11 protein-coding genes and 5 tRNA genes are annotated in these 14,757 nt (G+C 52.0%); all 16 read left to right on the forward strand.

The annotated features are described in order from the left end of the window. Positions 1-21 precede the first annotated feature (21 nt). The 16 genes from ispD (at position 22) to rpoC (ending at position 14,501) form a co-directional block, all read left to right on the forward strand. Positions 22-765: a 2-C-methyl-D-erythritol 4-phosphate cytidylyltransferase gene (gene ispD / locus NATSA_RS05055; protein WP_210510924.1), complete on the forward strand. Its 744-nt coding sequence runs from the start codon at positions 22-24 to the stop codon at positions 763-765. Between the two features lie 26 nt (positions 766-791). After that, positions 792-1,280 carry a 2-C-methyl-D-erythritol 2,4-cyclodiphosphate synthase gene (gene ispF, locus NATSA_RS05060; protein ID WP_210510925.1) on the forward strand — a complete coding sequence of 163 codons (489 nt, stop codon included), beginning with the start codon at positions 792-794 and terminating at the stop codon, positions 1,278-1,280. 162 nt (positions 1,281-1,442) lie between these two features. Continuing rightward, positions 1,443-1,515 (forward strand) — tRNA-Thr (locus NATSA_RS05065). A 32-nt stretch (positions 1,516-1,547) separates the two neighbouring features. Further along, positions 1,548-1,630, forward strand: a tRNA-Tyr gene (locus NATSA_RS05070). Between the two features lie 8 nt (positions 1,631-1,638). Beyond that, positions 1,639-1,714: transfer RNA gene (locus NATSA_RS05075), tRNA-Gly, on the forward strand. A gap of 7 nt (positions 1,715-1,721) precedes the next feature. Further along, positions 1,722-1,793, forward strand: a tRNA-Thr gene (locus NATSA_RS05080). 86 nt (positions 1,794-1,879) lie between these two features. Further along, positions 1,880-3,067 (forward strand): elongation factor Tu, encoded by a 1,188-nt coding sequence (tuf, locus tag NATSA_RS05085; protein WP_210510926.1) that lies wholly within the window; start codon positions 1,880-1,882, stop codon positions 3,065-3,067. A 37-nt stretch (positions 3,068-3,104) separates the two neighbouring features. Further along, positions 3,105-3,177, forward strand: a tRNA-Trp gene (locus NATSA_RS05090). A 26-nt stretch (positions 3,178-3,203) separates the two neighbouring features. Continuing rightward, entirely contained in the window at positions 3,204-3,386 is a 183-nt protein-coding gene (gene secE / locus NATSA_RS05095; RefSeq protein ID WP_210510927.1) for a preprotein translocase subunit SecE, read from the forward strand. Between the two features lies 1 nt (position 3,387). Continuing rightward, positions 3,388-3,948 (forward strand): transcription termination/antitermination protein NusG, encoded by a 561-nt coding sequence (gene nusG / locus NATSA_RS05100; protein ID WP_210510928.1) that lies wholly within the window; start codon positions 3,388-3,390, stop codon positions 3,946-3,948. Between the two features lie 73 nt (positions 3,949-4,021). Next, positions 4,022-4,453: a 50S ribosomal protein L11 gene (rplK, locus tag NATSA_RS05105; protein WP_210510929.1), complete on the forward strand. Its 432-nt coding sequence runs from the start codon at positions 4,022-4,024 to the stop codon at positions 4,451-4,453. Between the two features lie 18 nt (positions 4,454-4,471). Next, on the forward strand, positions 4,472-5,167 hold the full coding sequence (rplA, locus tag NATSA_RS05110) for a 50S ribosomal protein L1 (protein WP_210510930.1): 696 nt from the start codon (positions 4,472-4,474) through the stop codon (positions 5,165-5,167). Between the two features lie 17 nt (positions 5,168-5,184). Beyond that, entirely contained in the window at positions 5,185-5,706 is a 522-nt protein-coding gene (gene rplJ / locus NATSA_RS05115) for a 50S ribosomal protein L10 (protein WP_210510931.1), read from the forward strand. A gap of 42 nt (positions 5,707-5,748) precedes the next feature. Further along, on the forward strand, positions 5,749-6,123 hold the full coding sequence (rplL, locus tag NATSA_RS05120) for a 50S ribosomal protein L7/L12 (RefSeq protein ID WP_210510932.1): 375 nt from the start codon (positions 5,749-5,751) through the stop codon (positions 6,121-6,123). Between the two features lie 172 nt (positions 6,124-6,295). Then, the gene (gene rpoB / locus NATSA_RS05125) at positions 6,296-10,120 is read left to right on the forward strand and encodes a DNA-directed RNA polymerase subunit beta (RefSeq protein ID WP_246481712.1); all 3,825 of its coding nucleotides are present in this window, start codon (positions 6,296-6,298) and stop codon (positions 10,118-10,120) included. Between the two features lie 67 nt (positions 10,121-10,187). Beyond that, entirely contained in the window at positions 10,188-14,501 is a 4,314-nt protein-coding gene (gene rpoC / locus NATSA_RS05130; RefSeq protein WP_210510933.1) for a DNA-directed RNA polymerase subunit beta', read from the forward strand. Positions 14,502-14,757 lie beyond the last annotated feature (256 nt).

Here is a 14,757-nt window from a genome sequence, read left to right on the forward strand (position 1 = left end):
GTCACTCCTGGATGTCGGTCCATGGCAAAAATGAATCCGGAAAAGAGCAATAAAGATGCGGGTGTGATCATTCCCTCGGCCGGTACCGGAGTCCGGATGGGCGGCGGCACGCCCAAGCAGTTTCTGGAGATTAACGGAATGCCGCTGCTGGCACATACCATCCGCCGTATTCTGAAAATCAGCTGTCTCCGGAAAGTGGTCATCCCGTCGTCGCCCGATCTTTCCGAAAGAACCCGGGACATTGCGCACGAAGGCCTTGAAAGCAGTGGTCTGTCCGGTTCGGTTGACATCGCGGTTGTGGCGGGCGGAGACGAGAGGATGGATTCGGTGCGGAACGGTCTGCATGCGCTGAAGGATGACGATATCACCATGATTCTGGTTCACGATGCCGTAAGACCCTGTTTTCCGCTGGATGCTGTGGAGCAGGCTATTGACGAAGCGCGTACATCGGGAGCGGCCATCATAGCCGTGCCGGCGCGCGACACGGTGAAGATGGTGGACGGGAATAATGTTATTACGTCAACACCTGACCGTGAGCGCGTTTGGCTGGCTCAAACGCCGCAGGTATTTCGCAAAGAGTTGTTTGTCCGCGCCTACGACAAACTGGGCGACAAGGCGTACCTGGCCACGGATGATGCTTCTGTGGTGGAGCAGGCCGGATACCCGGTCCGTGTGGTGCACGGAACTCACGATAATATCAAGGTAACCTACCGGCCCGACCTGCAGTTTGCCGGGATCTGGCTGAAAGCGAACGGGGAGGCATGATGCCGAAAAACAATGAGGGCCCTGCAATGGTAAAGATCGGATACGGCTATGATATCCACCGGCTCAAAACGGAGCGCAGGCTGGTGCTGGGGGGCGTTGACATTCCCTTCGAAAAAGGCCTTGACGGGCATTCGGATGCCGATGTGCTTCTGCATGCGATAACAGACGCTATTCTCGGTGCGCTTGCGCTTGGTGATATCGGCAGCCATTTTCCCGATACGGATCCGGCCTTCAGGGATGCCGACAGCCGGGTGCTGCTGCGCGAAGTTATGGACACTATCCGTGAGAAGGGGTACGCCGTAGGCAACGTCGATGCGACGGTGGTTGCCGAGTATCCGAAGCTGCTGCCCTATACGGATCGCATGCGGCACAATATTGCCGAAGATCTTCAAGTTACAAAAGAGCAGGTATCGGTCAAGGCTACGACATCCGAGAAAATGGGGATGTTAGGCCGCGGTGAGGGTATCAGTGCGGCGGCGGTCTGCCTGCTTGTACCGGCAGGAAAAAGGGTTTAAAATATTTTTGTTTGTTTTGTTGACATGATATGCAATTGTTTATAATTTAGAGGTCTTTCGATATGTGCGGACAATCGAGCAGTATTTCGAATTTAAAACGATTTTTATTTTTCGCCCGGGCCGGAAGATTGCGGTTCGGGTCATTTTTTGTTCTCATTTATTGCCAGTGTAGCTCAGTTGGTAGAGCAACGGTTTTGTAAACCGTCGGTCATCGGTTCGAATCCGGTCACTGGCTCACTTGTTCTTTCTATTCCTGATGAATATCCCGGGGAGGTACCGAAGCGGTCAAACGGGGCAGACTGTAAATCTGTTGGCTTATGCCTTCACAGGTTCGAATCCTGTCCTCCCCACAACCCTTGCGGGTGTAACTCAACTGGTAGAGTGTCAGCCTTCCAAGCTGAATGTTGCGGGTTCGAGTCCCGTCGCCCGCTCCATCTGTAAGCCGCTATAGCTCAGTGGTAGAGCACTTCCATGGTAAGGAAGGGGTCCTCGGTTCAAATCCGAGTAGCGGCTCGGATTTGTTTCAGCAGCATGGATTACCAGGCACAAGCAGCTTAATTAACTAATTTCGTAACCATTTTACTAAAAGATCAGCAATCATGGCAAAAGAAACATTTCAACGGACCAAGCCGCACGTAAACGTAGGAACGATCGGACACGTGGATCACGGCAAGACGACCCTGACCGCAGCGATCACCAAGACCATGGCCAAGCGCTACGGCGGAGTGGCCAAGGATTTTGCTGACATTGACAATGCCCCCGAGGAGCGCGAGCGCGGTATTACCATTGCCACGGCACACGTGGAGTACGAGACCGAGAGTCGTCACTATGCCCACGTAGACTGCCCCGGTCACGCCGACTATGTCAAGAACATGGTTACCGGAGCGGCCCAGATGGACGGGGCGATTCTGGTGGTAGCGGCCACCGACGGACCGATGCCGCAGACGCGTGAGCACATTCTTCTGGCGCGTCAGGTAGGCGTACCGGAGCTGGTGGTATTCATGAACAAGGTTGACCTTGTTGATGACGAGGAGCTTCTGGAGCTTGTGGAGCTGGAGGTTCGCGAATTGCTGAGCAAGTATGAATTTGACGGCGACGATGCCGCTGTAGTGAAGGGATCGGCCCTGAACGCCCTGAACGGCGAGGAGAAGGCCGAAGACCAGATCATTGAGCTGATGGCGGCCGTGGATGAGAAGATACCTACGCCGGAGCGGGATGTGGACAAGCCGTTTTTGATGCCGGTTGAGGACGTATTCACCATTACCGGGCGTGGCACGGTAGCTACGGGCCGGATCGAGCGTGGCGTGGTCAAGCTCAACCAGGATGTTGACATTGTGGGTATCCGCGAGGAGAAGATGAAGTCGGTAATCACGGGTATCGAGATGTTCCGCCGGATGCTTGACGAAGGCCAGGCCGGAGACAATGCCGGATTGCTGCTCCGCGGCATAGGCAAAGACGACCTGGAGCGCGGGATGGTTATCTGTGCGCCGAACTCGATCACCCCTCACAAGAAGTTTTCCTGCGAGGTGTATGTACTGAGCAAGGATGAGGGCGGGCGTCACACGCCGTTTTTCAAGGGCTATCGCCCGCAGTTCTATTTCCGTACGACCGATGTGACGGGCGTATGTGAGCTTCCCGAAGGCGTGGAGATGGTCATGCCGGGCGACAATGTTGCCATGGAAGTCAACCTGATACAGCCGGTAGCCATGGAAGAAGGACTTCGTTTTGCCATCCGTGAAGGTGGCCGAACCGTAGGTGCCGGCGTAGTAAGTAAAATTCTGGACTAACGTCCGGGAGCCACGTACAGGCCTTAATGAGATATGTACGGGTGTAGCTCAATTGGCAGAGCAACGGTCTCCAAAACCGTAGGTTGGGGGTTCGAGTCCCTCCACCCGTGCTGTTCCGAAAGGCACATATAGCTTTATGAACAAGATTACAGAATATTTTCAAAGTGTAAAAAAGGAGATGGGAAAAGTCTCCTGGCCGACACAACAAGAACTCATCGACAGTACCGTAATTGTGGTCGTCTTCTCCATAATAGTATCGCTATTTATTTTTGGAGTTGACCGCGTTTACAGCACTGTGCTGGAACTGATCTTTGGTTAACATGGAAAATCAGCAACGGAACTGGTATGTCGTGCGCTGTTTCTCAGGCCATGAAAAAAAAGTAAAAGAGTACCTTCAGCGGGAAATTGAACTTCAGGGTTTTGAGGACAAGATTACACAGATCCTGATTCCGAGCGAAACGGTTGTCGAAATCCGTTCAGGCAAAAAGCGGACCAGGGAAAAGAACTTCTTCCCCGGGTACATCATCATTGAATCCGTTTTTGATGATGCGGTCAACAATCTTGTTTCCAATGCGCCTTCGGTTATCGGATTCCTGAAAAATGACAAGGAAAGTCCGCGTCCGACACCGCTGAAAGAAGAAGAGGTGAACAGAATTCTGGGAAGAACTTCACGGGCCGAAGCTGGTGAAGGCTCCAGTCTCGTCGAAATTCCTTTCAAAAAAGGAGACCTGGTGAAAGTGATCGACGGTCCCTTCAAGGATTTTGACGGCACGGTCGAAGAGATTTATCCGGACAAACTGAAGCTGCGTGTCATGGTCAGTATCTTTGGCCGGCGAACGCCGGTGGAGGTGGATGTCAACCAGGTAGATCCCGATGTTTGATTTGCAAATTCGAAATATGATATAGTATCCGGCCGTTCAGAGGCGATGCTATTGAAGAACAGAAAAAGAAATTATGGCTAAGAAAGTAAGTAAGGTTATCAAATTGCAGATCATGGGAGGCCAGGCCAACCCGGCTCCTCCCGTCGGACCAGCGCTTGGTCAGGCCGGTGTGAACATCATGGAGTTCTGCAAGGCATTCAACGCACGCACTCAGGAAAATTCAGGTACGCTGATTCCTGTTGTGATTACGGTCTATCAGGACAAATCCTTCACATTTGTCACCAAGACACCGCCTGCAGCCATACTGCTGAAACAGGCCGCAAAGCTGAAAGGGGGTTCCGGAGAGCCGAACAAGATCAAGGTCGGAACCGTAAGCTGGAGCAAGTGCAAGGAGATTGCCGAAATCAAAATGAAAGACCTTAACGCCTTCGATGTAGATCAGGGTGCGGAGATGATTGCCGGCACCGCCAGAAGCATGGGGCTGAGAGTGGATCGAAAAAAGTAAATACTTCAGGAAAGTAATATGCCTAAAAGAGGAAAAAAATATATAGAAGCCCGGAAGCTTATTGAGGCTGACAAGGAGTACGGTCTTAAAGAAGCAACTGAGCTGGCAAAGAAAACTTCCGTTTCGAAGTTTGATGCTTCTATAGATCTGGACATCCGTCTGGGTGTGGATCCGCGCCATGCAGATCAGATGGTGCGCGGGACAGTATCGCTTCCGCATGGAACCGGGAAAACCATCCGGGTTCTGGCACTGGTCAACCCTGCCAAGCAGGAAGAAGCCAAAGAAGCGGGCGCCGATCATGTCGGACTGGATGATTATATCGAAAAAATTCAGGAAGGCTGGACCGATATCGACGTGATTGTTGCCACACCGGATGTGATGGGAAAAATTGGTCGTCTTGGAAAAGTTCTCGGACCCCGCGGACTGATGCCGAACCCCAAAAGCGGAACAGTTACCATGGATGTGGCTGATGCGGTCAAAGATGTTAAAGCCGGGAAAATTGATTTTCGGGTTGACAAATACGGTATACTCCATTCAACCATCGGCAAAAGCAGTTTTGAACCCGACCAGCTGAGAGAAAATGCCGAGGCATTTCTGAAAACCGTGATGAAGCTTCGTCCGGCATCGGCAAAGGGTACCTATATCCGAAGTGTATTTATCAGTTCAACGATGGGCCCGAGCATACCCATAGCCCGTTCAGCTGTACAATCTTAAAAAGACAAAAACGTTCCATGGCTACTTTAGCGGAAAAAAAGGAAATCGTAAAGAACCTCGTTGAGGAACTCAAGGACGCGGATGCCCTGTATCTGACCAATTTCAAGGGCATGTCCGTAGCTGAGTTAAACGAGTTGAGAGGAGAGTTCCGGCAAAAGGGAATAGCATACAAAGTGTATAACAACACCCTGTTTCGCAGAGCTCTTGAAGAAACCGGAAAGTTCGAAGGTATCTCTGAACACACCGTAAATGAAACAGCCTATACCATTGTAAAAGGTGATGCGGCAGAACCTGCGAAGCTTCTCAAAAAGTTTTTGAAGGAAAGAAAAAAACCGGAGTTCAAGGCGGCCGTAATCGAGGATACCGTTTACACTTCAGACCAGCTGGATACCCTTGCGGCCATGAAGTCCAAAGAAGAGGTTATCGGAGATATCATCGGCCTGCTTATGAGCCCGATCAGCAATGTTGTCGGCGGTCTCCAGTCGCAGGGCTCCAATATCGCCGGTGCGGTAAAAACCATCGCCGAAAAAGAAGAATAATCGATTTTAAACTGACAAAACAACCAACGGGAGTACATAGTAATGGCAGACGTCAAAGAAATAGCAGAACAACTTGTAAACCTGACCGTAAAAGAAGCAAATGAACTGGCTCAGGTACTCGAAGATGAATACGGTATCAAACCGGCAGCAACAGCAGTAGCCGCAGCTCCGGCTGCTGAAGGTGAAGCAGAAGCAGCTGAAGAGCAGACTGAGTTCACAGTTGTGCTCAAATCACCCGGCGGCAACAAGATTGCTGTTATCAAAGAAGTTCGCGGACTTACCGGACTCGGACTCAAAGAGGCGAAAGAGCTTGTTGACGGAGCGCCCAGCAACATCAAAGAGGATGTTGACAAGGCAGAAGCAGAGTCCATCAAGGAAAAGCTTACCGAAGCCGGAGCTGAAATAGAGCTTAAATAAGTCTCCGTTTTGTTTTATGACAACCAGGCCAATATCGGATTTCCGGTATTGGCTATTGGTGTCTGTAGGTTTTGTATTCATAAATACAAAACCCGTTTTCAATTGAATACCCAAATCACGGTTATTCACATCAATCGTGTGTGCACATCCACAACCTAAGGACGAGGTAGCCTTGAGTAAAAGCAACGCCATCCAATCTCATACAGGACGCATATCCTTCGCTCGCACCCAGAACGTATTAGACTACCCCGATTTTCTTGATGTTCAGCTCGAGTCCTTCCGGCGTTTTACGCAATGGGACGTAGATCCGGAAGATCGTGAAGAAATTGGACTTCAGAAAATTTTTTTAGAGCACTTTCCGATTCAGGATACCAGGGAACAGAGCATTCTGGAATTTATTTACTATGCTGTTGACACCCCCAAGTACTCTGTTACCGAGTGCCAGGACCGGGGCCTGACATATGCTCTTCCGCTGAAAGCAAAACTGCGGCTTTCCGCTTCCGATCCGGGCGACGACGCCAGTGAAACCATCGAACAGGAAGTATTCCTCGGAGACCTGCCGTGGATGACCGAACGCGGAACGTTCATCATCAACGGATCCGAGCGGGTTATTGTCAGCCAGCTTCACCGCTCACCGGGAGTCTTTTTCGGACAGTCACTGCATCCCAACGGAAGTCAGCTCTATTCTGCCAGGGTCATTCCATTCAAAGGCTCCTGGATTGAACTGACTACAGACATCCGGGACGTTCTGTGGGCTTATATTGACCGGAAAAAGAAGCTCCCGGCAACGACACTGCTCCGCGCTCTCGGTTTCTCCTCCGACTATGACATTCTCAGTATTTTTGATCTTTCCGATGAAATCAATGTCAAAACCGCGAAAGCATTCAAAAATGCTGTCGGACGCAAACTGGCCACCGACCTGACCGAAGAGGTGGTTGAGGAAGTCGTTGACGATGAAACCGGTGAAGTGACCGAGGCAAAACGCAGAAATGTCATTTTCCCGAGGGACCACGAACTCACGGACGATGATTTCAGTGCGCTGAAAGCAGCCGGTATCACTTCCATCCATGTGCTCAAGAGCGGAGACGAAGAAGTTGAAGAATCCGTGATTCTGAACACGCTCCGCAAGGACACCAGCACGGATGAAGAGTCTGCACTTTCAGAGGTGTACAAGCAGATCCGTTCCGGGGAAATGCCGGATATGGAAACGGCGCGTACCGTTCTCGAACGTCTGTTTTTCAGTGACAAACGCTATGACCTGGGCGAAGTGGGACGATACCGCCTGAACAAGAGACTCCATCTTGATGAATCCCTGGATCTGCAGGTGCTGACAAGAAATGATATCGTTGCCATTATCAAGGAGCTCATCCGACTGAAAGACCTGAAATCCCAGGTTGATGACATTGATCACCTGAGCAACAGGCGTGTCAGGACAGTCGGAGAACAACTCGGACAGCAGTTCGGGCTCGGTCTTGCCCGGATGACCCGGACCATCCGCGAGAGGATGAATTCCAGGGATGCCGAGCAGTTCACCCCGCAGGATCTTGTGAATGCGCGGACCATATCCAGTGTGATAAACACCTTTTTCGGTACCAACCAGCTGTCGCAGTTCATGGACCAGACCAATCCGCTGGCCGAACTTACGCACAAAAGGCGTATGTCGGCTCTGGGTCCCGGCGGTTTGACACGTGAACGTGCCGGATTTGAGGTGCGTGATGTTCACTACACGCATTACGGACGTCTGTGTCCGATCGAGACACCGGAAGGTCCCAACATCGGACTGATTTCTTCGCTTTGTGTCCATGCCAAGGTGAACGACTTCGGATTTATTGAAACACCTTACCGTCATGTTGACAGCGGCAAAGTCAGCAAACGCGTCGAATACCTTGCTGCCGAACAGGAGGATGAAACGGTAATCGCGCAGGCCAACGCTCCGCTGACCGATGAGAGCAAATTCCAGAATGACCTGATCTTTTCCCGTTTCCGTGACAGCAACGTGGGACTGGCATCGCCCGATCAGGTCCGGTACATGGACATTGCTCCCAACCAGATCGTTTCCGTTGCAGCGGGGATGGTTCCGTTTATTGAGCACGATGATGCCAACAGGGCGCTGATGGGATCAAACATGCAGCGTCAGGCTGTACCGTTGTTGCGTCCGGAACCACCATTTGTGGGAACCGGAATTGAGTACCGCGCGGCCCGCGACTCACGGGCACTTATTGTAGCCGAAGGAAACGGCGAAGTTGTCTATGTCAGTGCCACCGAGATTCACATCCGCTATGACCGTGATGAACTTGAATCCCTCGCACACTTTGATGACGGGGTGATCAAGTACACACTCAGAAAATTTGAGCGAACCAACCAGGATACGACATCCAATCAGCGGCCTCTGGTCAAAGTAGGCGACCGTGTGACCGAAGGTCAGCCTGTTGCTGACGGATGTGCCACCCAGGACGGCGAGCTTGCCCTCGGGCGGAACCTGCTCGTTGCATTCATGCCCTGGAGAGGATACAATTTCGAGGATGCCATCGTGGTCAGTGAGCGCGTGGTTTCCGAAGACATTTACACATCCATCCATATCCAGGAGTTTGAGCAGCAGGTCAGGGATACCAAGCGGGGCGAAGAGGAACTGACCCGGGAAATCCCGAATGTAAGTGAAGACGCCACCCGCAATCTCGATGAAAACGGCATTGTCCGTGTCGGAGCAAAAATCAGCCCGGGCGATATCATTGTCGGAAAAATTACTCCGAAAGGGGAAACAGATCCGACACCCGAAGAAAAACTGCTTCGCGCCATTTTCGGTGACAAGGCCGGTGATGTGAAAGACGCCTCGCTGAAAACACCTCCGGGTGTGTCAGGGGTGGTTATCGACACCAAGCTCTTCAGCCGGAAAAAAGATGAGCAGCTCTCAAGAAAAGAAGAAAAAGAGCTTGTTGAGCGAGAAAATGAAAGATATCGCGAAGATCTGGCCAGGCTCAATACGCAATGGTCGGAGCGGATGTACAAGCTGCTGAAGGACAAGACATCCCCCGGCGTGGTTGACCATATGGGCAACGAGATCATCCCGAAAGGCGAAAAATATCGCAAACAAATATTCGAAGGACTGGATCCGTTGTACCTGAAAATGCGCCAGAACTGGTGCCAGGACGATACCGTCAACCAGCACATTTTCACGTTGTTCCAAAACTACCGTGACTTGCGAAGGCAGTATGAAACCGATCTGAAGAGAAGAAAGTACTCCATCCAGGTAGGTGACGAACTTCCTCCCGGCATCGTGCAGAAAGCCAAAGTCTACGTCGCCAAAAAACGCAAGCTTGGCGTGGGAGACAAGATGGCCGGCCGGCACGGAAACAAAGGTGTTGTTGCCAAGGTAGTTCCTGCCGAGGACATGCCGTTTCTCGAAGACGGCACCCCGGTTGATGTGGTGCTGAACCCGCTGGGTGTACCTTCAAGAATGAACCTGGGACAGATTTACGAAACCATCCTGGGCTGGGCCGGATCCAAACTTGGCGTCAAATTCGCCACGCCCACCTTTGACGGAGCATCCTATGACGATATCCAGGGCTGGCTTGAAAAAGCCGGTGTTCCCAAAGACGGGCGGACATACCTCTACGACGGGCAGACCGGTGACCGGTTCCAGCAGATGACGACAGTCGGGTATATCTACATGCTCAAGCTGAATCACCTGATTGAAGACAAGCTTCACGCCAGGTCCATCGGACCCTATTCACTGATTACCCAGCAGCCGCTGGGCGGAAAGGCTCAGTTCGGTGGACAGCGTCTCGGTGAGATGGAGGTCTGGGCACTGTATGCCTATGGCGCCTCCAATGTACTTAAGGAGATGCTGACCGTTAAAAGTGATGATGTCAAGGGTCGCTCGAAAGTTTACGAGGCCATTGTAAAAGGTGAAAACCTGCCGGAAGGAACGACTCCGGAATCCTTCAATGTGCTTGTCCGTGAGCTTCAGGGACTCGGTCTCGAAGTCAGCGTCGAATAGGCAATCCGGACTGTGTTCACCGTCCGAGAACTGTATAACATATTTCAAAAATTAACGGAGGACATCCTTGCCGTTTACCAAAAGCGAATCCGTCTCAAAAGATTTTAAGCGTTTGCGTGTTTCCCTTGCATCGGCAGAATCCATTCTGTCCCGGTCCAACGGGGAAGTGCTGAATCCCGAAACGATCAACTACCGCACGTTCAAACCTGAAAAAGACGGTTTGTTCTGTGAGAAAATTTTCGGTCCTGTAAAAGACTGGGAATGCCATTGCGGGAAATACAAGCGAATCCGCTACAAAGGTATTATCTGTGACCGTTGCGGTGTCGAGGTAACCCGGAAAGCCGTTCGTCGCGAGCGCATGGGACATCTGAACCTGTGTGTGCCGGTGGTGCACATCTGGTACTTCAAGTCCATGCCGAACAAAATCGCCTATCTGCTCGGACTTTCCTCGAAGAACCTCGAGAAGATCGTTTACTACGAGAACTTTGTGATTGTCAAGCCCGGGCTTGCCCGGGATCTGGGTTACAAAATGGGTGACATGATATCCGAAGAGGAGTACTACGATATCATGAACCAGCTACCCGCCGATCACAACGAAATTGAGGAGGAAGATCCCGACAAGTTCGTCGTGAAAATGGGAGCCGAAGCCATTGAAGCCCTGCTTGCCAATATCGAACTTGACAAGTCGGCCTACAAGTACCGTGAGTCTGTCAAGAATGAAACATCCGCCATGCGGAAGAAAAAGTTTCTCAAGCAGCTTCAGGTAATCGAGTCGTTCCGCGCGGCCAACAAAGAGCGCGAAAACCGTCCGGAATGGATGGTGATGCGGGTCATCCCGGTCATTCCGCCGGAACTCAGACCGCTGGTGCCGCTGGAAGGCGGGCGCTTTGCGACATCCGACCTGAACGATCTGTATCGCAGAGTCATTATCCGCAACAACCGTCTCAAGCGCCTGATTGATATCAAGGCTCCGGATGTTATCCTGCGAAATGAAAAACGCATGCTCCAGGAAGCTGTCGACTCGCTGTTTGACAACTCCCGGAAGATGAACGCCGTGCGCAGCAACAACCGTCCGCTCAAGTCACTCAGTGACATGCTCAAGGGCAAAAGCGGCCGTTTCCGCCAGAACCTTCTCGGAAAGCGTGTCGACTATTCCGGCCGGTCGGTAATTGCTGTGGGACCGGATCTCAAGCTTCACGAGTGCGGTCTTCCAAAGGAGATGGCCGTTGAGCTCTACAAGCCCTTCATTATCCGGCGGCTGATTGAGCGCGGATATGTCAAGACGGTCAAAAGCGCCAAGAAAGTGGTTGACCGGCGTGATGACGCTGTTTGGGATGTTCTTGAAAATGTAATTGACGGCCATCCGGTCCTTCTTAACCGTGCGCCAACGCTGCACAGGCTCGGAATTCAGGCCTATCAGCCGGTTCTGATTGAAGACAAGGCCATCCGCCTGCATCCGCTTTCCTGTACGGCATTCAACGCCGACTTTGACGGTGACCAGATGGCGGTTCACCTTCCGCTGAGCCATGATGCCATTCTTGAATCATCGGTTCTGATGCTCGGGTCTCATAACATTATGAATCCGGCCAACGGAAGTCCGGTTACGGTTCCGTCACAGGACATGGTTCTCGGTATCTACTACCTCACCAAGATGGGTGACGGACAAAAAGGTGAAGGCAAGACCTTTTCCTCTCCCGAGGAGGTAAAAATTGCCTATGACCGCAGCCACATAGCACTGCACGCCAAGATCAATGTGCGCATTGAGAAGAAAAAAGGCGACAAAATGGTCAAAGAAGTGGTCAAGACCACAACGGGCCGGGTGCTGTTCAATGAAATTATCCCGAATGAACTGGGTTACATAAACCTTACATTCGGCAAAAAAGAGCTCCGGAACCTGATTGGTGCGGTGTTCTCCATTACGGGTACGATGAAAACAGCCCGTTTCCTTGATGAGATGAAGTATCTCGGCTTCGAAAATGCCACCACCGGCGGCCTTTCATTCAGCCTTGAAGACATCGTTATTCCCAAGGAAAAGGCGGAATTCATCAACCAGGCGCAGGATGAGGTCCAGCTGATCCAGGACCGCTACGAAAACGGATTTATCACCGACAACGAGCGGTACAACCAGGTCATCGATAAGTGGACCAGCACAACCAACCGTGTTTCTGAAACGCTGTTCAAGGCACTGACCGAGGACAAAGGCGGATTCAACCCGGTATTCATGATGGCTGATTCCGGTGCCCGGGGTTCAAAAGAGCAGATCCGTCAGCTCGGCGGTATGCGCGGTCTTATGGCCAAGCCCCAGAAAAGTTCATTGCAGACCGGAAACGAAGTAATTGAGCAGCCCATTCTTTCCAGTTTCAAGGAAGGTCTGACCGTTCTCGAGTACTTTATTTCGACGCACGGTGCCCGTAAGGGTCTGGCTGATACCGCTCTGAAAACAGCCGATGCTGGTTATCTTACCCGTCGTCTTGTGGATGTGTCCCAGGATGTCATTGTTACCGAAGATGACTGCGGCACTCTGAGAGGAATCAGCATATCGGCACTCAAGGATAATGAGGATATTGTCGAGAGTCTCGAAGACCGTGTGCTGGGCCGTGTATCCATGCATGATGTATACGATCCGCTGACCGATGAGCTCATTGTGGAATCCAATCAGATGATTGACGAGCGGATTGCAAAGAAAATCTCCGAAACTTCCATTGAAGAAGTGGAGATCCGCTCCGTACTGACCTGTGAGTCGGCACGCGGTGTGTGCGCCAAGTGTTACGGACGCGATCTGTCGCGCGGCAAGCCGGTTCAGGTTGGTGAGGCTGTCGGCGTTATCGCTGCCCAGTCAATCGGTGAGCCCGGAACGCAGCTTACCCTGCGGACATTCCACGTAGGTGGTACGGCATCCCGGCTGGAAGCCGAATCACAGCACAAGTCCAAGTTTGCCGGAAAGGTAGTATTTGAGAACGTACGTGCCGTTGATTACGATGACGGCGAAGAGGTTACAACCGTCGTTCTGAGCCGTGCCGGCGAGATTAAAATTGTGGATGACACCGACAAAGTGCTCATCACATACAACGTGCCTTACGGTTCGGAACTGATGGTTGAAGACGGGGACATGGTTCCCAAGGGAATACCGCTTTGCAAGTGGGACCCCTACAATGCCCTGATCTTCTCCGAACTTGACGGAAGCATCGAATACCGCGATATCATTCACGGCGTGACCTACAAGGATGAAACCGACTCCCAGACCGGACACAAGGAGAAAGTGATCACCGATTCCCGGGACCGCAGCCTTGTACCGACGGTTATTGTCAAAGGAAGCGGCGACCGCATCCGTGAAACCACACTTCCTGTCGGAGCCCACGTAGTTGTGGATGATCAGGAGCGGGTGTCTGCCGGACAGGTGCTTGCCAAAATTCCAAGGACATCAGCGTCCAAGTCCAAGGATATCACGGCCGGTCTTCCGAGAATCACCGAACTCTTTGAAGCACGACCTCCGAAAGATCCTGCAACGGTATCTGAAATCGAAGGGGTCGTCAAAATGGGATCACGAAAGCGCGGCTCCCAGGAAGTGATCGTCACCAGCAAGGACGGAACCGACAGCAAGACGTATCTCGTTTCTCTCGCCAAGCATATCCTGGTGCAGGAAAACGATTACGTAAAAGCGGGTCAGCCACTTTCGGACGGTGTCATCATGCCCCAGGACATCCTCAATATTCTCGGACCCTATGCCGTACAGTCCTATCTCGTGAATGAGATTCAGGAGGTGTACCGTCTCCAGGGTGTGAATATCAGTGACAAGCACATTGAGACGATTGTCCGGACGATGATGCAGAAAGTCGAGATCACCGATCCGGGAGATACCATGTACCTCGAAGGCGACAAGGTTGACCGTTTTGAAGTGAATCAGACAAACGATTCACTGATCGGCAAGTATGTTGTCACGGATGCCGGTGAAAGCGAAGTGCCTCTGGGCACGCTGCTCGACCGGCGCGAGATTCGGGAAATCAACTCCAAGCTGATTACTGATGAGAAGAAAGAGATAGAAACGCGCCAGGCGGAGCCTGCCATCTCCAAGCCGATACTTCTGGGTATCACGCGTGCTGCCCTGTCGACAGACAGCTGGCTTTCAGCGTCATCCTTCCAGGAAACGACCAAGGTACTTACCCAGGCAGCTATCGAGGCGAAAGCCGACAATCTGCTGGGACTCAAGGAGAATGTTGTAGTCGGACATCGTGTACCGGCCGGAACGGGACTCCGCAAGTATCAGGATATCATCGTCGGTTCCAAAGAGGATATGGAAGAAGTCGGAGCGGCAAGCCGCGTCTTCCAGCAGCTTGGTGCCGACAGTCCGTCTGTTCAGGATGTGAAGGAAGACGAAGACTGAATGAGCAGAAAATCCTGAGGCCGGTGCCTGATGCACCGGTCTTTAGAGAAAATAAAAAAGCCTGGCCGGTAACCCCGGTTCAGGCTTTTTTTTAATAATGACCGGAAGGATATTGCCAGAACGTGCTGCTCGAAACAGCACAGCCACAGGGCAGAGGACGGTGGCCGCCGGATTGCCGGGCCTCAGGCAGTATCGGCTTATTTTGTCAGAAAAGTTTGGAACGTCAGAAAGGCGTGGAACAGCAGGACAGGTCTGC

Origin of the sequence: Natronogracilivirga saccharolytica (genome assembly GCF_017921895.1) — a bacterium.
Classification (GTDB): domain Bacteria; phylum Bacteroidota; class Rhodothermia; order Balneolales; family Natronogracilivirgulaceae; genus Natronogracilivirga; species Natronogracilivirga saccharolytica.